The following is an 18,428-nucleotide window of genomic DNA, read 5'->3' as shown; positions in this document are numbered from 1 at the left end:
TCTTAAAGGGAGATCAGGGGGAGCTCCGGGTGTTCAGAGGAATGGAACGGGCGGCCTCCAGGGGCGCGCCGCTGCTGTCCAGCCGGAACAGCTTGCCCAGCGCGGCGTTTTCCAGGATCTCCGCCCCGTCCGGCTCCGTCTCCCCCTGGGGCAGCCGGGTGACCGCCAGCATCCGCCCGGCTGCGTCATACTGGGCGAAGTAACAGATGGGGATGGGCTCCCAGGCGGCGTAATAGGTCAGGTCCCCCACCGTGCCGGCGGGGATGGCCGCCGCCGGGTCGCCGGAGCGGTCCGCCGTCTCATGCCAGCCCAGGAACCGGTATCCCGGCCGGACCGGCTCCGGCAGGGGGATGTCCGACCCGCCCAGGGCGTAGGAGGCCGGGACCTGGGTGCCCGCCCCAAAGGCGGCGTCCGGCCCGCCCAGGTCGTAGGTGATGGAGTATTCCCGGTCCAGAGCGTCCACGAAGGCGGCGATATCCACAAGGCCGTGGCCGTAGCAGATGTCGTATCCCGCTTCCCCCAGGTCGGCGGCGGTGGAGGTGAGCAGCTGCCCGAAGGCCTCCGGCGTGATGCTGTGACTGCGCTGCTTGGCCATGGCTGCCATGGCCGTCACCACCGGCGCGGCAAAGGAGGTGCCGTTCTGGGTGGACACGCCGCCGTCCGGATCGAGGGACTGGACGGCGGTGCCCGGCGCGGCCACCGTGACCTGGTCGTTGAAGTAGGAATAGCTGTCGTCAAATACCACGTCCGTTCCGTCCTGCCTGCAGGCGGATACGCTGACCACGCCGTCGAAGGAGGCGGGGTACATATAGGTGCCGCTGCTCTTGGCCTCGCCGGCCTTGTAGTTTCCGGCGGCCGCCACCAGGATGATCCCGGCGTCCAGGGCCTTCCGGCAGGCCTCCTCCATGGCCAGACTGCTGGTTTTGCCGCCGATGCTCAGATTGATCACATCCACGTCCTGCTCCACGGCATAGTCAATGGCCTCCACCAGCAGACTGGTGGTGGAGAGCCCGCTTTTCGTGATGCAGATGGGCAGGATCGTCACGTCGGGCGTCACCCCGTCCACGCCGATGCCGTTGCCCACCTGGGCGGCGATGACCCCGGCCACAAAGGTACCGTGCCAGCCGTCCACCCCGCCGGCGGTCCCCGCCAGATTACAGCAGTCCAGCAGATTGGCCTGGTTGAAGTCGGGGTGGGCCGCATACACCCCGGAGTCGATGACCGCCACCGTCACGCCGTCGCCCCGGGCGTCATGGCTGCCCGCGCTGTCGGTGTGGTTCCAGGCGGCCTGGGCGTTTACCGCCAGCAGGTTCCACTGAGCGGTGGTGCAGTCCCCCTCCAGCAGCTCCAGCCGGTAGTTGGGCTCGTAGTAGGCCGCCAGGCCCAGCTGGTCCATGGCCAGGGCGGTCTCCAGATCCTCCACCAGATAGAGCCCGTCGGTCACTTCCTCCCAGCCGTCCGCGCCCAGGAGCATCAGGCCGTTCCGCGCTCCCGCGTCGTTCAGGCGCACCAGATAGCCGTCAAATTCTGCCTCCTCCGCCGCCTGCCCCTGGAGCGGAGCGAGCAGAAAGCCCGCCAGCAGCACCGCCAGGAGCAGAGAAAGGAAACGTCTCATCCGGTCCACCCTCTTTCCAAACAGTCTTTGGAGATTGCGCTGGGATTTTTATAGATGCATTGTCTCACACGCCGCGGTTTTTTTCAACCGGCTTTGTCGGACGGTTTCCGATGTGTGATGGGAATGATCGGCGAGAAAGGAAGAGCGCCGCATCCCGGCGGGATGCGGCGCTCCTTTTCCGTCAGACCAGGCCGGGCGGGCCCGGACAATCTCTCTGCTCCTGCAGCACCGGCAGCTGGAGGGTAAACAGACAGCCTTTCCCGGGCTGAGATTCCGCCTGCACGCTGCCTCCGTGCTCCAGCGCCACCGCCTGCACGATAAACAGACCCAGCCCCTCGCCCCCGAGACCGGTCCGGCGGGTAAAGCCCCGTTCAAAGATATGGGGGAGATCCTCCGAGGCGATCCCCTGGCCTGTATCCTGGATGGTGATGAAGGCAAAGGACCCCGTGTGTTTCAGCGCCAGGGTGATGCTGCCTTCCGGCGGCGTGAAGGACAGGGCGTTGTAGCAGATGTTTTCCAGCGCAATGCGCAGACGGTCCTGGTTGCCCTGAATCAGTACCTTTTCTTCCGGCAGCTCCAGGCGGAACTCCTGCCCGGAGAGTTCCATGTCCGGCTTGTTGAAATCATAGAACTGTTGCAAAAACTGATTAAGGCACAGGGCCTCCATCTGCAGGATTCCGCGCTCCCTTTGGGAAAAATCCTGAAGGATATTGATGCGCTCTCCCATCACTTCCACGTGTTCCGTTATGGCGTCCAGGTAGAAGGCCGTCTCCTGATCCAAAGCCACATTGCCGTTGCGTACCAATTCCGCATAACTGCGCAGAGCCGACAGGGGATTTTTCAGATCATGGAGCAGATTGGCCAGCAATTCCCGGCGCTCCTTCAGCAGCGTCGTCATTCCGCGGGTCTTACGGTCCACCTCTTCCTGCAGGTGGAAGGACATGTGCCTGTTCTCCTGGACCAGCAGCACACAGCGCCGTATCATCAGGGCAGAAAATCCAATGACCAGGGTAAAGCCGCCGTATTCGTCCAGCCAGGCCCCGCGGATGGGCTCAAAAATATTGGCCGTTGTCACAGAAATCACAGTGGACAAGCCGTAAAGTCCTGCTGTGCAGAGAAGATATTGTCCCAGCGGCCTGCCGTCGCGCATGGTACGCCCTGCCAAAAACAGCAGATAGCATCCGGCTGCCAGCTTCCACACATACAAGATGATTCCGTAGAAGTTGATAAACTCTGGGGTGTATGGTAAAATCAGTAACGGGAAAACCAGCGCAAATGCGCACAGGCTGGCGGCAGCCGGCACTGCTCCCCTGCGGTGATACCGGCGGACAGCTGCGCCGGAAAGCTCACCGGCTGCCAGAATGGCGCACAGCAGCACGATATTGCCGCACAGGTCTTCCAGGGCGTAGAGCGGGCGCACCAGGGGGACGCCGAGAGCCCGGAAGAAGGGATAGGACACCCGTACCGCAAAGGCCAGGCTCAGAAAACCCATCCGGCTGGCCAGCTTGTCCTGCCCGAGCAGCCACTGGACCAGATTGGTCAGGGTGATCGCAAGGGCGGAGAAACACAGGAATCCGTAGACGGCAAGCCGCGCCGCCAGCATCCGGAAAAGAGCCCCCGAGCTGCCTACGGCCGGAGGATAATACATTCCGGAGTAATAGTGGGTATAGTTGGCACATTGGATGATGATTTCTGTACTGCCGTTGGTTGAAAAAGCGTAGAACCCATCCATCACCCGCGGATAATAAGGATCCGGGCTGCCCTGAGTGCCTGCCAGCGTGCCGTTGATGTAGACACGTCCTGCGCAGAGAAGCTCCGGCAGGTAGAGTGACAGCTGCTGGTCGCCGGTGCTGTACAAAATCAGACGATAGGTGGCGGTACCGAACGGGGTTCCCAGCGCGTCGGAGAAGTTGGAATGTTCCCCAATGTATGTGTAGGACTCCGGCGTGATCCCGTCAGAGAAATCTGACGGCTCCAAAAGCTGCCCCGGGTAGTATTCCCATCCGTCAACCAGAAAAGCCACCTGGTCCGGAGATCCCTGGAGGACGTTATACCCGTATCCTCCGGGCAGAGCGGCAGTATACTTATTGTCAAAGTGAAACAAGAGACCATAGACCACCAAGCCTGCCAGCATGACAAAACCGAAAAGGAGCAGGCTCTGTTTGGCTCGTTTCTTCATAAAAACACCCCACAGGAGGAATGTGAACAGTATGCAATGGAGCAGGCGAGCTGCGATTTGGCTGTGTGTGTCGGCACTGAGCTGGACCTTTGCAATGCCCGCTCTGGCCGCAGGGCCGGAGACGCCGCTGGAATCCTATTACATAACGCTGCCGGAAGGCCGGATCGGGGATGGGGAATTCCTCCGAATTCCAGCGGATGGAAACGGAGGAGGGAACCGTGGCGTGGTCTGTTCCGCTGGTAGATACCAGCTACACGGCTCCGGATGACATTTGGCTGGAGGCGGGGACGCAGCTGACAGCCGAAATGCTTCCCGATGTCCTGGAGGCGGATGTGCAGGACCGGGGGACGGCAACCTGGACAGAAATTCCCCTTTCCTGGGATTTCAGCGGATATGATGGCCGGACAGAGGGAGAACTGACGATTGCCGGCAGCTTTCTGGATCAGATGGGCCAGCCCATGCTCAGCTTCCTGCCGCTGGAATTGACGGTCCACTGGTACACGCCGGACACCCTGGTGGTGACCAATGCGGTATGGAAGGGGGATCTGCTGCCGACAGTGCAGCTGACGGTGCTGGAGCTCCCAGCCTTTGCGGATGTCTGGGGTGAGGTCTCCACAGATCATGGCGTTACCTGGACCCGGTGGGAGGGAGAGGAAAACTTTTTTGTCATAGATGCGGAACCCGAGGGCAGCCAGTGCGTCTTTGTCCTGCCGGATGAGACACCCCGGATGTTCCGGATTGCGGCGGAGGATCTGTGGGAGCACCTCTATTGGCGTTCAGAGGCCTTTGCCTTATAGCCGGAGGAGACAGAGGATTCCGGCGGAAACCGGGGCGGCAGTACCAACCCGAACCCGCCGGAGCGGGTGCCGGAGCCGGCGGAACCCGAAAAGGAACTGGCGCCGCCCATTGCGCTGCCGCAGACCCAGCAGCCTGATCTGACAGTGCACGGTCCGGCAGAAGCGGAAGAACAACCGGCAGAAGCAACAGAGCCGATGCTCGACGAGAAAGTGCCGGAGGAAGTCCCGGCGCAGGCGGAGCGGCCCTCCGCCGCCCCCACGGAGCCTGTGGCCGCTGCGGAGGAGACGGCTTATGATGAGGTGAAATCGCTGGAAGCGCCGCAAAACCCTTCCGGCGGCCGGCAGACACTTCTGATTGCAGGCGGTGTGGCCATCTGCGGGATTGTCGGCGTGGCAGCGGCAGGTATAGGTCCTTTCCGAAGAAAAAAATAGGGTATCTGACCGTCCCGGAGCACTCCGGGGCGGTTTTTATTGTTCCGGCGCGGCGTTGAAGCGGTATCCCTTCCGCCGCACAGTCTGGATGTAAGGTATCCCGGGACAGAGCTGGTCCAGCTTCTGACGCACGCGCGCCGTGCAGACCTGGATGTTATGAAGGCCCTGATTGATGGGCGTTTTCCATACCTGGTCATAGAGCTGTTCATAGGAAAACACCTGACCGGGGTGCTGGGCCAGAAAGGCCAGAAGATCGAACTCCAGGGTAGTAAACGGGGCAGAGTTTTCTCCGTAGCGGACCTCACGCAGGCCCAGGTCGATTTCCAAACTGCCGAAGCGAAGGATATCACTGGTTTCCTCATGGTGACCGCGCCGGATCCGCAGGCGCAGCCGCAGTTCGAATTCTACCAGAGAGTAGGGCTTGCCCAGATAGTCGTCACCACCGGCCATCAGACCGCGGATCCGGTCGTCGGTTTTTGCGTAGGCCGAGAGAAAGATGATCGGCACCTGGCTGATTTTCTGCAGTTGATGGCAGACCGTGATACCGTCCATACCGGGCATGTCTACATCCAGTATCACGGCATCCGGTGTGGTTGTGGCGGCCAGCTCCAGGGCCTCGCTCCCGTTTCCTGCCAGATAGACCTCATAGCCCTGCTTTTTCAAATAAGCCTCATTGGCTGCTTGTATATGGGGATCGTCGTCCACCAGTAAGACCCGGTACATGGCGGCTCCTCCTTGTATGTATTCTGTTTCCTATATTATACCATGCCGGCGGCACCGGAAAAGTCACAGATCCGTCACATTTGCCAAAATGGCAGAAATTAGTGGGTAAATTTTATATTATTATGATAACATGGAATCAGTAGCTGCATCGTGCACGAAGCCTGAAACAGAGGGGCAGAGCACAGAAATACACACAGGAAAAAGCCAAAATCGGGTTTAGGAGGGGCATGCATGGCGCTCCAGAAGAAACTGTCCGGCGGCTTTGCCGCCTTGAATACCGGCCGGATCATCGACTGTTACAGCAGGGTCTGCCTGCGGCAGGCCGCTGGTATGCTGTCCGGAGGATTCTGCGGGGAAAACCGCGGAACGCTGGAGCGCTGCGCGGCCCAGGGCCGGATTCTGGGGAAGGGAAAAAAGAACGGCCTGTGCGGACAGCAGAAGGGCAGATGCCGCCAGAGCTTCTGGATCAGGGAGCGGGACGCGAAGGAAAAGGACTGGTCGGACTGGGACTGCTCCCTGCCGGAGGAGGATGTTTCGGAGGAGACCCTGGAGGGATGGGACCTGACAGGCATCTGGCATCTGCATACCGACGGAAAGCAGAGGACCAGGCTGGGCCTGTACGACCAGATGGCAGCCGGCCGGGAGTACGAGCGGGTGGTAGAGATCACGGACCGCAAAGGACTGCTGGAATTTGCCGAGCAGGTCAACGGCGGAACGGCTGAAACCTCCGTGCTGTATCGCCTGATGGCAGACATCGACCTGGGCGGTAAGGGCTGGACGCCTGTGGGCCTGGACGCCAACACGCCTTTTGAGGGCTGCTTTGATGGCGGCGGGCATCTGATCCACAACTTTGTGGTCAACGGTGGAAAACACCCCTTTGCCGGCTTTTTCGGCTGTATCGGCAAGAAGGGCATGGTCCTGAACCTGGGTGTGGACTGTGTGCTCCTGGGGAAGGGCAGCGCCGCGGCGCCCCTGTGTGCCAACAATGAAGGGGAGATCGCCAACTGTACCGCCAGCTTCCAGGGCGCGCCGTCCCGCTATACCGGCGGCCTGGTGGCCCAGAATGGCGGAACTGTTGTGGGTTCCGCGGCGGTGGGCAAGATCGGCCGGAAGCTGCCGCTCCCCTGGTGGGGACTGGCCCTGCTGCTGCTGCTGCTCTGCGTCCCGGCCCCCCTTTATTTCGCCCTTACCGCCCAGGCGGCGGCAGGTCAGGAGATCTTCGCCCCGGTGATTCTGGACCCCAACGCCCAGCCCATTGACCCCGAGACGGAGATCACGCCGGAGCCGGACGCGGTCACCGATACCAGCTCCAGCTTTATCATGAACGCGGAGATGTACGTCAGCACGGAGAACTATGCCGGCAGCGTGGGGCTCCGCTGTCCCACCTGGAGCACCCGGGGCTTTGTGGCCACGGTACGGCTGACGGCTGAGGACCAGGAGAAGATCGGCTATGCCGGAGATGGGAACATGGTCACCCTGTACCAGTCGGGGCTGATCGCCCCGGGCTACGGGGTAGATGTGATCACCCTGAGCGCGCTGCCGGACGGCAGCCGGCTGCCCGCCGGGGAGTATGAGCTGTCCGTGCTGCTGGAATTCTATGACGTTGAGACCAATGAGAAATCGGCCGTCAATACGGTGGTGCCCCTGGAGGTCACCGTAGGATAAATGACAGCTGTGAGGAAGGAGGTGCCGCTGTGTTTCCAACTCATTACCGCCCCAAGCGCCTGATGAAAAAGCGGACCGCGCCGGGCGGAGCCGGCAAGCCCCGCCGGTGGGCGGCACTGATTCTATGTGTGTGTATGCTGCTGTCCCTGATACCGGCGGCAGCTCTGGCCAGCGGGGGATATACCGTCCGTTTCGTCAATTATGATCTGAGTGAGTTCCAGAACGGGACCGGATATGCCTTTTCGGACGTGCCGGAGGGCGCCAAGCTGTATACGGCGGAGGAGCTGAAGCAGGAGGGGGCGCAGGTCCCGGCAGGGGAGGACTGTACCTGGTACCTGTACTACCCCGGCGGCGGAGAGGTAGGTTCCTACGGACCCCATGTCATCCCTGATCCCCCGGAGCGGGAGGGATACAGCTTCCGGGACTGGGTGGCCCAGGGGGCGTCCGGCGACAACATCTATACCGTGACAGGGGACACGGTTTTCGTGGCCCGTTATATCAGCGACAGCCAGTATGTGGTCAACTTATACTATCAGTTCGCCAACGAATCCAACACCGTGGCGGCGGAGACCTCCACTGTGCCCTACGGTTACGAGGAGACCATCTCCATCCAACTGCCCCAAACTCAGTCCCTGGAGGGGCTGAGCCCCCAGATCGCTGGCAGTACCCAGCTGAATGGAATGATCGGAAACGGCGTTTTTTCCGGGAAGTTGGACGATGCCTTTCTCCAGAGCTGCCGCGACGCGGGCTATGTGGCCTGGGACGAGGGGGAGAAGGACTATCAGCGGGATGAAAACGGCAACGTGCAGATCAATATCCCCGTCACCTATACCCTGGTTGGCAAGGTAACATTCAAGGTGGAATATCTGGGACAGGACCCGGATAACCCGGAGCAGTATACCACTATCCTGGGGTCCGCCTCAGGCAGCGTGGATGGGACCACCCATGTGAGCCTCAACGACCTGGATCTGGCGCCCCGCTACGAGGGCTTCACCCTGACGGCAGCCTCGTCGGAGGACGCGGACAGCTACAATATCAATGCCAACGGCACCAGCGTGATCCAGCTCCGCTATGACCGGAACATCCACTATATCTACTACCAGATGAACGGCGGCAACGCGGTGGACCCGGTGCAGCTGCGCTTCGGGCAGGCCATTCCGGAGGCTGTGGGGGGCGGCCATACCAGGCCCGGCTATACGTTTGCAAACTGGACCTGGCTGAATGAAGATGGAACCCCGATGGAGCAGCCTTCCGCCATGCCGGATCACGACCTGACGCTGGAGGCCAACTGGGTAGGGGCGGACACCACGGTGACCCTGGTCTACTGGCTGGAGAACGCCAACGATGACGGCTTCACCGTGTCGGGGGAGCGAAAGATCACCGTGACCGCCGGCCAGACGGTGGGCTATCGGGTAAGTGAGAGCGATCAAGTGGATATTTCCATTGACCAATACCTGTCGGCGGATGCCATGAAGGCGGCCAACATTCCGGACGGTGAGTACTTCACTTTCACCTGGGTTGACAGCGCAACCCAGGAGATCGCGGGTCAATACGGGGCGCTCAAGACCGCCGAGGGCGACGGCAGCACCGCCATTAACATCGGCTATGCCCGTAAGGAGTATACCCTTACATTCCATTTGGGCTGGGAAGGTTTTTGGATTTATCATGTTGCAGATGGCGGATACTCCACTGGAAAAACAGCCGATGATTGGAAAGCTGGGTACGAAGAAGGGACCTTGCCTCTGGGCGGATCGCCTGAGATGACCATTGGTGGAAAAACCTATTTCATTACCGATACCTCCGAAGAATGGTACCGGATCAAGGCTAAATATGGAGAGTACATCTCTGACAGATGGCCTGTACGAGAAACCATGGGAAGCGGTGGATGGTTTGGACTTCGCACTTTTTTAGGTTGGGGTACTCATGCTCTAAGTCCCTACGCGAAGAAAAATCCTGGAGTAAACAGTGTTATCAATGGAATCTACTCCACGATGTCGGCCGATCTGATTATCGATCCGGAAAACCCAAACGTGGAGCACCACTTAGTTGCCTATTACAACTGGAACTTTACGGGATCTGAAATGAAATATCATTGCTTCTTTGAGGCAATACCAGGCATAGAAGAATCTGGAATGAGTTTTACCGGATCAGACTATGAAACGTATTCCGCTGTCAATATTGTGGCAGACGGCGGCCTTGAAGTTGTGAAGGGACGGAGGTTTTACCAATATGGTTCTCCTATGTCCATCATGACCCAAGATAGTGCCAGTGCGCAGAGTGCTCCCGTTTTTGCCAATGTGTCCTATCAGTATGGATGTTACAATGGAAATGACATCTATTTCTTTTATACCTATGATAATTATACCGCGACCTACCACGAAAACAACGCTAATCTGACCAATGGGACCTCTGCGCAGATAAAAACCGTAAACTTCCACTACATCGCCGACAAGACGCTGGCAGAGGAACTGGTCGGCTTCGACTACGACTATATGCCGGAACCGCCTTATGTCTCCTCCTACGGGAATGCCTATACCTTCGGCGGCTGGTATACCGATGCCAACCTGACCTTCCCGGTGGACTGGTCCACGGAAAACCCGGTGTCCAGTGTCAACTTCTACGCCAAGTGGATCGCCCCCACCTTTACCCTGAAGCTGGTGGTGCCGGGCGGCAAGCTGTACCAGGATTCCCTGAACCAGTTTACCGCCCTGGGCTACACCTATACTGTGGACCAGGTGACCGGGCCGGACGGAGAAGTGACCACCATCTATACGGTCTCCGGCATCCCCGGCGGCACCAAGGCCAGTGAGATCGTCAAAGAGCGCCACGGGGCTGACAGCGACTACAGTCTGGCCTTTGACTACTGGGGCTACGAGGTGAACGGCGCCGAGCAGCGCTATCTCTTTGACGAATCCCAGCTGGTGGTGTCCGACCTGACCCTCACCGCCCGCTGGAAAACGGAGTACACGGGGCACTACACCGTGCGCTACCTCACTACGGAGACGCAGGAAAACGGGCTGGGGACGGAGGTGATCGACGGCACCACCTACTACCGCCTGCTGGCGGATAAACACGTCACCGGTGTGGCGGTGGGTTCCTCCGTGACGGAGGAAGCCCGGGCCGCGGAAGGCTATCTCTCCAATGCTGGCGAGCAGACGAAAGTAGTGGCGGAAGGTGAGGAGGTTTACTTTGACTTCTTCTACAGCAAAATCGCCAGTGAAGTGACCTATCACGTCCACTATGTCCGGGATATGGGTATCGACTACGGGCGCACGGCGCCGCCGCCGGACGCGGTGTTTCTGGCGGCTGACAAGACCGTCGTCGTGGATGAGGCCTCCCTGAGCCAGTCCACGTCCGTCAGCGAGGCGGCGGTGGTGGTGGGCGGCTACACGCCCCGGGACAGCTGGAACACCACTTTTACCCTTTCGGCGGCGGAGGAGGAGAACCATCTCTACATCTATTATGTGTCCAATACCCTGCTGGAGCCCTTCCGGGTGGTTTACCACTTCCAGGCAGACGACGGGAGCTACCCGGCGGAAGGGGACGACGCTCTTTTCACCCTGGAGGCCACGGAGACCCTGGGCAGAGCCCTTTCCGCCGCCGACCTGGCGGTGAACTACGGCCGGTATCTGGAGGATACCGGGCCCCTGGACGCCCTGATGGTGGGCCGGGAGCTGGATACGGAGCTGTCGGAGAAGGTCCTGCTGGTGACCCAGCAGGAGGAGCGGAACGTCCTCCACATCTACATGAAAAACGGGGACTATACCCTGACCTATTATCTCAATGGGAATGGGGAATTTCCCGCCTCCTGGCCGGCGGCGGAGGACTTCCTGGCCCCGTCGGCCGACGGCGGGTCCTATGCCCAGACCGTCACCTATCCCGGGGCGGCAACTGTGCCGTCCGCGGAGCCGGAGCGGCTGGCCTATGAGTTTACCGGCTGGAATACCGCTGCCGACGGCAGCGGGACCCCCTACACCACGGACACCCTGAAGGACGCCCCCTGGTATCAGCCCGGCGGCCTGCGGGAGGACGCCAGCCTGTATGCCCAGTGGAAGGAGCGGCTGGTGGTCTCCTTCGACCTGCGGGACGGCACGTGGACGGACACCAGCGGGCAGTTCTACAACGCCGGCAGTGAGAGCGCTCCCCAATGGGTGGCCTATGTGGCCGACGGTGGGATGGTCCCACAGCCCTCGGACCCGTCTTATGTCCTGTCGGACGGCACCGCCTATTCCTTCATCGGGTGGACGGATACGGACCCGGACAGCTGGCCCTTTGTGGGCGGGGACAATCGGGTGGATCTGGTGGAATTTGAGCAGCACCGCTTTCATTTCAGCCAGCCTATCACAAAGAGCACGGTGCTCTACGCCGTGTGGGACCCGGATGTGACCACCTTCGATATCCAAAAAACCGACACCGGGGCGACGCCCCTGTCGGGGGCGGAGTTTACCCTGGAACGGCTTCAGACCACGGTCACGAGCAGCCCTCAAGGGGGCTATGACTATAAGCTGGTTACCGATGGGGCAGGGAACTATATCCGGGATGAGACCTTCCCCGTCCGGCAGATTACATCGGACGCCGCCGGGGCCGGGGCTTTTGAAAATCTCCCAGCCGGCTACTACCGGCTGACGGAGACCCGGGCGCCGGACGGCTACACAGGCCTGGAAGATCCGGTGATTCTCTTTGCGCCCTACGATGGGACGCCGAAAATCTATGAGCCGGAAAATGACCCCCATGTGAGCGGAACGGCCCAGAACGGCGACCTGCTGGTGACGGTGCAGAACATCTCCCAGTACAGCGTGGACATTGAAGCCCCCTCCTCCCTCACCCTGACCTACACGCCTCCGGATTTGATCTGGAACCCGGAGACGTTGGAGTACGAAGGCGTGGGCGGCGCCTCCGGCCAGTGGCAGGTGTCTGCGCCGGAGGGGGAGCCGGGGACCGTCACCGTGACCAACCGCTCCCCTGGAGCCAGCGTGCAGGTGGAGGTGTCCCTCCAGTATGACGAGGGGTTCCGGGGCCTGCTGCCCCTGAGCAGCCTCACCGGACCGGCGGGCTTTACGGAGAGTGCCGGCGAGACCGCCAAGACCCTCAGCGGCACCTTGGACAGTCAGGCGGCGGCGCAGTTTACGCTCCAGGCGGCGGGCACGGCTCCGCCGGATGTGGCCCTCCCCGCCCAGGCGGCGCAGGCCGGCACCATCACCGTGCGGGTGGCCAAGACCAATGGTTAAACCTGGTGTGGCAGAACCGGTTTAATATAGCAGTGATTTTGTTTGAAAGGAGACGAAGAAATGAAGAAAATTTTAGCTACCACTCTGGCTCTGGCTATGCTGGCTGGTGCCATGACCGTCAGCGCCGGGGCGGCGTATCTCAGCGACCAGAATCACCTGACAGAAGACAACGCGGGCAACACCTCCACCGCAGGTAAAGCTGCGGGGACAGGAGACACGAGCGGTACGGAAATTGGCAGCAAGGATGTGACCGTCAAGCTGCAGAGTTCTTCTACCGGCGGTACCACCCATGTGTATGCGGTGAGTTTTAACACTACAGAGGTAACCTTTACGTGGAACAATAGCGCTACGACTATTTGGAATCCCGAGACACTGAAATATGAAACCACTAACGATGATGGAAGTTGGAAAGAAGCCACCCAGGTCATTAAGGTCAATAACTACTCTGATGTGGCAATCAAGGTAGCGCCTGAAAATGCTGCTCCCACCTCTTCTGACAGCGGCGTGACGCTGGCGGTTACCGAAGAACTTTTACTGGACTCCGCCTATGACAACAGTGCAGTGGGTTCTGTCAAGTCCGGCGATATTACGGTTACCGTAAGCGGTACCCCCGAGGTGGCATACCCCACTGCCACAGAGATTGCCAGATTTACACTGAAGGTCACTAGACAGTAAGTTATGAGCCGCGTGAGCGGCACGGTATCCCATACCTGCGTCCCGGGGGATGCGTCCTGCCACCATCCCCCGGCGGACGCTGGGAACAGGGCGGAGAGCCTCCGCTCCGTTCCCAACGCCTGCCTGAGTTTGTCTTATCATTGGAGGGATCTTTATGGCTGTCACAACATCAACAGAAACCAGAGCGGCGGCGGAACTTCGCCCGCAGCGGATACAGGAAAACTGCCGGACCTGGAAGAAGCGCGCGTGGAAGATCGGCGGCGTCTATCTGCTCATTGCGGTCATAGGGGTGGCGGCTGCGGTAGGGGCCTTTTTCCACTTTCAGCCCGCGGCCCTGACCCACCCGGACTTTGAGACCGCCGCCGTCGCCGGCGCGCCCCAGGTGGACGAGAAATACGGCTACTCCACGCTGCAGGTGGACGAGGGATATTCCGTGATCCTCTGCGGCGTGCCCGCCAATGACGGGCAGACTGTAGAGCTCTATCTGACCAACCCCGCCGACAATGAGGTGTGGTTCCGGGCCGAGGTGCTGGACGGAGACGGGAATCTGCTGGGCTCCACCGGCGTCCTGCGCCAGAACACCCATCTGCCCACGGTCACGCTGGAGCAGCCCCTGACGGAGCAGGAGACCCCCGTGACGATCCGCATTGTGGCCTATGAACCGGACACCTGGCAGAGCCGGGGCAACATCAATCTGAATATGACGCTGTACCAGAATTACGCCTGATACGGGGTAAAAAAATAAACGAAATCCGGTGGAATCCTATGATTCCGCCGGATTTTGTCTGTTTGGGCTTGTGCAGTACCATAAAAATGTATTATACTAATTATATTACAAACGCTTTTGCACGGGACCCTGTTCAGCCTCTCCGAAAACTATTGACGGTTATACAGGTTGCAGATATACCCGTCACGATAGCGGAGATCGCAGCATCACAATAGAGACAGAAAGAAGGATAAAATGTCTGCAACAAGAAAGCGTTACTTTGGCCGACTGATCGGACGCTGCCTGATTTTTGTGATATGCACGTTGATGTGCATTTACCGGAGAGACTGTTTTACGGTGCTCGACGGAATGAATTTTTTCAAAAAGTTCTCTCCGCTGCACATCTTGTGGGCCATTTGGGTCATTGATATGTTCCTCCAGATCATCCCCATCCGGAACAAGGTGCCTCTGGGGTCTCAGAAGCTCTTTGCCAACCGCTTCAGGCCAATACGGGAAAAAATCAATCATGAGGCGCTGCGCAGTTACATCGTGTCCACCACCAAGGCGGCGTATAAGGTGTTTATCCTCTGGTGTGCGCTCATTGCGGGAATTGGGGTGCTGTACTGTTCCGGTGTGATAGACAAGGTCATCCTTTTTATGTTTTCCGTGCTGTTTTATGTCTGTGACCTGATCTGTGTGCTGATCTGGTGCCCCTTCCGGCTGATTATGCGGAACCGCTGCTGTACCACATGCAGGATCTTCAACTGGGACCATCTGATGATGTTCTCGCCGCTGATTTTTATGGGCGGTTTTTATGCCCACTCCCTGGTGCTGATGGCCGCCGTGGCGTGGCTAGTGTGGGAGCTGTGCGTCATGATGTATCCGGAACGGTTCTGGGACCACTCCAACGCGGCCCTCCAGTGCTGCGAATGTACCGACAAGCTCTGCACCCAGTATTGTCACAAACTTCGTGATTGGGACTAGCCTGAAAAAATTATAAAAAAGCCGCCTTCTCAATGCCTGTGCGCTGAGGAGACGGCTTTTTGCTTCGGAGCAATCAAAAAATCGGTTTGTACTTATCTGGCCCTTTATTCTGAGAAAGAAGCGCCGGATAGCAGGAACACAGCATCTGGAGGCACAGAAAAACAGCCCGCTGGAGCGAACGACTCCAGCGGGCTGTTTGACATGACCGGGGATCCGACAGCTGGCTTTCACACAAGTTTACGGCGGATCTGATTCTTACAGGGTATAGGCGTCTCGCAAAAGGGGTTCATCCAGAAGGCATTTCACAAACAGGCCCGCCTCGCTGCCCTTGAAAATCCGCTCGTTTCCGGGCCGCGGATGAAAGGACAGCAGCTGCTGAACACGAGGGGATGTCTGAACGCCGTACACGGGCACTTCTGCACGGTTAGCGGCCATCAGGCGGGGAAGTTTGGGATAGCCCACGGGAGCATGAGAAGGAAGAAAGGAGATGACGCAAGGCGTATTCACCTGAAGAAGGGTACATGCGCCGTCCCAGTTTTGCCGGACCAAGAGGCTGTGGGCATCCCGCTCAATGCTGCTGGCGCCGGTTATTTGGGGCCGGCCCAGATAACCGGCCAGAGCGGGACCCAGCCCCTCCTGACCCTGGTCGTTGTCACCGCAGAATATCGCGTCAAAAGTTCCATCCGTTTCTTCAATGGACGCGACAGCACCAGCCATCAGGGCTCCAAATGCTGCCGGATCATACCGGCTGATCCCGGGATTCCGAATCAGAACGGCCTTATCCGCAGCCAGTGCCAGGCAGGTGCGCAGCGTTTCGATTCCGCCGGGTTCCTCCACGGCCGCAGCGGTAATCCTTACGCCGGGGATCTTTTCTGATGCCTGCATTGCGCCGTTCAAGGCGCCGGGCCTTGAGACATGATCTCCGCTGTCAGAAACCGGGGCGCAGACACACATCAAAATGTTCATTGCAAAGCTCTGCCGCAAGAGGCGGGACCCATATCACTTGCGGAACAGCTGGCCGGAGATGACCAGCTTCTGGATCTCGTTGGTGCCCTCATAGATCTGGGTGATCTTGGCGTCCCGCATCATGCGCTCCACGTGGTAGTCCTTCATGTAGCCGTTGCCGCCCAGCAGCTGCACCGCCTCGGTGGTCATCTTCATGGCCACGTTGGAGCAGGTCATCTTGGCCATGGCGGCGGACACGGTGTAGGGCCGGCCCTCCTCCTTGTCCATGGCCGCCTTGTACAGCAGCAGCTCCGCGCCCTGGATGTCGGTCTGCAGCTCGGCCATCTTGAAGGCCAGGTACTGCTGCTTGCTGATGGGCTTGCCGAACTGCTCCCGCTCCATCATGTACTTGCGGGTGATTTCGAAGGCGCCCTTGGCGATGCCCAGAGCCTGGGCGGCCACGCCGATCCGGCCGCCGTCCAGGGTCTTCATGGCCAGCTTGAAGCCCTCGCCGGGCTGGGCGATCATGTTCTCGGCGGGTACCCGGACGTTGTCCAGGATCATGTCGGACACCTGGGCGCTGCGGATGCCCATTTTGTTCTCCACCTTGCCCACGGTGAAGCCGGGGGTGCCCTTTTCCACCACGAAGGCCGCCATGCCCTTGGTGCCCAGGGCGGGATCGGTCAGGCAGTAGATCACCGTGTAGTCGGCCAGAGGGCCGTTGGTGTTGAAGCACTTGGAGCCGTTGAGGATGTAGCTGTCCCCGTCCTTCACCGCCACGGTCTGCTGGCCGGCGGCGTCGCTGCCGGCGGAGTGCTCGGTGAGGCCGAAGGAGCCGATCTTCTGGCCGTAGGTGATGGGGGCCAGGAACTTCTTCTTGATCTCGGCGGGGGCGGAGGAGTTGGCGATGCTGCCGCCGTACAGGGAGGTATCCACGGAGAAGGCGATGCCGAAGGCCGCGTCCACCTTGGACACCTCCTCCACCGCCAGGATGTAGCTCAGGTAGCTGCCGGACAGGCCGCCCAGCTCGGTGGGGTAGGGCAGACCGTACAGGCCGGTCTCGCCCAGCTTGCGGAAGGCCTCCAGGGGGAACTGGCTGTTCTCGTCCCGCTCCCGCACGCTGGGCAGCAGGTCGGTCTGAGCAAATTCCCGCACCATCTGCCGGATGCTCTGCTGGTCCTGGGTCAGTTCAAAGTTCATGGTCTGTTTCTCTCCTTTTTCTGGTTTTGTGATGGGTGTTTTTTTATGGACAAGAGCCGGGGATGGGACCATGGGGTGTCCCTGCCCGCTCATTGTTACACTTTTCTGGTCAGACCCAGGATCTGTCTGGCTTCTTCCGGCGTGGCGGCGGCGTATCCCGCCTCCTCCAGCAGGCGCCTGGCCCGGGCCACAAACTGGGTGTTGCTCCGGGCGGGCACGCCCTTGTGATAAAAGACGTTATCCTCCATACCCACCCGGAGATGCCCGCCCAGGGCGATGGTGGCCAGCAGGATGGGCATGTGCCCGTGGCCGATCCCGGCGGCGGCCCAGGTGGAGCCCGCCGGAAGGCGGCTCTTCAGATAGAGCAGATCCTCCACCGTGGCCTTTACGCCGCCGGCCGCCCCCAGGATCAGCTGGAAGTGACAGGGCGGGGCCAGTACCCCTGTCTTGATGTAGTGCTGCGCGGTATAGATCATGCCGGCGTCAAAAATCTCGATCTCCGGCTTGATGTTGTACGCCTGTGTCGTGCGGCCCAGGCTCTCCAGAAATCTGGGGTGATTTTCGAATATGGTGCGGTACTGCCAGTTCATCGTCCCGCAGTCAAAGGAGCACAGCTCCGGCAGCAGCTCCCGGACCGGGCGGATGCGCTCTTCATCGTCCTCGGCGGTGGTACCGGACCCCAGTGTGCCGCCCGAGCTGGTGATGTTGAGGCAGATGTCGCAGTCCTTCTTTTCCCGGATCCGGGCAATGGTCTCCTGATAGCGTTCAAAGGCGGTGGAGGGCGTCCCGTCATCGTTTCGCACATGGATGTGAGCGATGGCCGCCCCCGCCTTCCAGCATTCGTAGACGTCGTCCGCAATCTCCTGCGGGGTCACAGGCAGATTGGGGTTGTCTTTCCGGGTGGGCCATGCGCCGGTAACAGCAACAGTGATGATCCGTTTTTGACTGAGATTTTGTTCCATACGAATACCTCCCCAAAGAATGTACCCACAGCCTGGAATGCAGCACAAAATATTTGCAGTAAAAACGATTCTTAATAAGAAATGTTCGTGACACTGACATGGTACTACGCCGATGCCGGATTGTCAAGTATGGAAGGAAGAAAATATTCTTTCCGGGAAGGCGGGGGACCTCATTTTGCCGGCCATGAAAGGGCAGGGCTCGGGGATCGGGCTGCCATGGCCGGGACATAGGAAAAGCCAGCGCCGTTCAGGCGCTGGCTTTTCCTGTGTCCTTGCAGGGCTTGTTCAAGGTGTGTGTTTCGGGCGTGGGAAACCGG

13 protein-coding genes are annotated in these 18,428 nt (G+C 59.8%); 7 read left to right on the top strand and 6 right to left on the bottom strand.

The genetic code is table 11. The annotated features are described in order from the left end of the window. Positions 1-13: 13 nt before the first annotated feature. Both E0E41_RS15315 and E0E41_RS15310 read right to left on the bottom strand, forming a co-directional pair. Positions 14-1,615, bottom strand: a complete 1,602-nt coding sequence (locus E0E41_RS15315) for a S8 family peptidase (protein ID WP_130870620.1) — start codon at positions 1,613-1,615, stop codon at positions 14-16. A gap of 181 nt (positions 1,616-1,796) precedes the next feature. Continuing rightward, entirely contained in the window at positions 1,797-3,794 is a 1,998-nt protein-coding gene (locus E0E41_RS15310) for a sensor histidine kinase (RefSeq protein ID WP_130870619.1), read from the bottom strand. Positions 3,795-4,012: 218 nt separating this feature from the next. On the opposite strand from E0E41_RS15310, the gene E0E41_RS15305 reads away from it, so the two are divergent. Then, on the top strand, positions 4,013-4,591 hold the full coding sequence (locus tag E0E41_RS15305; RefSeq protein ID WP_130870618.1) for a hypothetical protein: 579 nt from the start codon (positions 4,013-4,015) through the stop codon (positions 4,589-4,591). Positions 4,592-4,657: 66 nt separating this feature from the next. Further along, on the top strand, positions 4,658-5,023 hold the full coding sequence (locus E0E41_RS15300) for a hypothetical protein (RefSeq protein ID WP_130870617.1): 366 nt from the start codon (positions 4,658-4,660) through the stop codon (positions 5,021-5,023). Between the two features lie 36 nt (positions 5,024-5,059). Here the strand turns inward: E0E41_RS15300 and E0E41_RS15295 are convergent, their stop codons facing one another. Continuing rightward, positions 5,060-5,746: a response regulator transcription factor gene (locus E0E41_RS15295; protein WP_130870616.1), complete on the bottom strand. Its 687-nt coding sequence runs from the start codon at positions 5,744-5,746 to the stop codon at positions 5,060-5,062. A 231-nt stretch (positions 5,747-5,977) separates the two neighbouring features. Between E0E41_RS15295 and E0E41_RS15290 the strand changes: the two genes are divergently transcribed. The 5 genes from E0E41_RS15290 (at position 5,978) to E0E41_RS15270 (ending at position 15,004) form a co-directional block, all read left to right on the top strand. After that, a complete protein-coding gene (locus tag E0E41_RS15290) occupies positions 5,978-7,411 on the top strand; it encodes a hypothetical protein (RefSeq protein WP_130870615.1) in 1,434 nt (477 codons plus the stop codon). A 29-nt stretch (positions 7,412-7,440) separates the two neighbouring features. Then, positions 7,441-12,639, top strand: a complete 5,199-nt coding sequence (locus E0E41_RS15285; protein ID WP_130870614.1) for an InlB B-repeat-containing protein — start codon at positions 7,441-7,443, stop codon at positions 12,637-12,639. 60 nt (positions 12,640-12,699) lie between these two features. Continuing rightward, complete coding sequence (locus E0E41_RS15280) at positions 12,700-13,314, top strand: hypothetical protein (protein WP_130870613.1); 615 nt, start codon at positions 12,700-12,702, stop codon at positions 13,312-13,314. Between the two features lie 154 nt (positions 13,315-13,468). Continuing rightward, positions 13,469-14,041: a hypothetical protein gene (locus E0E41_RS15275; protein WP_130870612.1), complete on the top strand. Its 573-nt coding sequence runs from the start codon at positions 13,469-13,471 to the stop codon at positions 14,039-14,041. A 348-nt stretch (positions 14,042-14,389) separates the two neighbouring features. Continuing rightward, positions 14,390-15,004 carry a hypothetical protein gene (locus E0E41_RS15270; RefSeq protein WP_130870611.1) on the top strand — a complete coding sequence of 205 codons (615 nt, stop codon included), beginning with the start codon at positions 14,390-14,392 and terminating at the stop codon, positions 15,002-15,004. A gap of 255 nt (positions 15,005-15,259) precedes the next feature. On the opposite strand, the gene E0E41_RS15265 is transcribed toward E0E41_RS15270, so the two are convergent. The 3 genes from E0E41_RS15265 to E0E41_RS15255 form a co-directional block, all read right to left on the bottom strand. Next, positions 15,260-15,958, bottom strand: a complete 699-nt coding sequence (locus E0E41_RS15265; protein WP_278045196.1) for an electron transfer flavoprotein subunit beta/FixA family protein — start codon at positions 15,956-15,958, stop codon at positions 15,260-15,262. 45 nt (positions 15,959-16,003) lie between these two features. Next, on the bottom strand, positions 16,004-17,149 hold the full coding sequence (locus E0E41_RS15260; protein WP_130870609.1) for an acyl-CoA dehydrogenase family protein: 1,146 nt from the start codon (positions 17,147-17,149) through the stop codon (positions 16,004-16,006). Between the two features lie 95 nt (positions 17,150-17,244). After that, positions 17,245-18,111 (bottom strand): 3-keto-5-aminohexanoate cleavage protein, encoded by an 867-nt coding sequence (locus tag E0E41_RS15255; RefSeq protein ID WP_130870608.1) that lies wholly within the window; start codon positions 18,109-18,111, stop codon positions 17,245-17,247. Between the last annotated feature and the right edge of the window lie 317 nt (positions 18,112-18,428).

The organism is Intestinimonas massiliensis (ex Afouda et al. 2020) (assembly GCF_900626285.1).
Taxonomy (GTDB): domain Bacteria; phylum Bacillota; class Clostridia; order Oscillospirales; family Oscillospiraceae; genus Flavonifractor; species Flavonifractor massiliensis_A.
The sequence above is the reverse complement of the archived record's forward strand: the minus strand, read 5'-3'. Positions and strand labels throughout refer to the sequence as shown.

Bases quoted from the DNA above. Each gene is read 5' to 3' on its own strand.
- E0E41_RS15315 (WP_130870620.1), bottom strand. From the start codon at position 1,615: ATGAGACGTTTCCTTTCTCTGCTCCTGGCGGTGCTGCTGGCGGGCTTT.
- E0E41_RS15310 (WP_130870619.1), bottom strand. From the start codon at position 3,794: ATGAAGAAACGAGCCAAACAGAGCCTGCTCCTTTTCGGTTTTGTCATG.
- E0E41_RS15295 (WP_130870616.1), bottom strand. From the start codon at position 5,746: ATGTACCGGGTCTTACTGGTGGACGACGATCCCCATATACAAGCAGCC.
- E0E41_RS15290 (WP_130870615.1), top strand. From the start codon at position 5,978: ATGGCGCTCCAGAAGAAACTGTCCGGCGGCTTTGCCGCCTTGAATACC.
- E0E41_RS15280 (WP_130870613.1), top strand. From the start codon at position 12,700: ATGAAGAAAATTTTAGCTACCACTCTGGCTCTGGCTATGCTGGCTGGT.
- E0E41_RS15275 (WP_130870612.1), top strand. From the start codon at position 13,469: ATGGCTGTCACAACATCAACAGAAACCAGAGCGGCGGCGGAACTTCGC.
- E0E41_RS15270 (WP_130870611.1), top strand. From the start codon at position 14,390: ATGAATTTTTTCAAAAAGTTCTCTCCGCTGCACATCTTGTGGGCCATT.
- E0E41_RS15265 (WP_278045196.1), bottom strand. From the start codon at position 15,958: ATGTGTGTCTGCGCCCCGGTTTCTGACAGCGGAGATCATGTCTCAAGG.
- E0E41_RS15260 (WP_130870609.1), bottom strand. From the start codon at position 17,149: ATGAACTTTGAACTGACCCAGGACCAGCAGAGCATCCGGCAGATGGTG.
- E0E41_RS15255 (WP_130870608.1), bottom strand. From the start codon at position 18,111: ATGGAACAAAATCTCAGTCAAAAACGGATCATCACTGTTGCTGTTACC.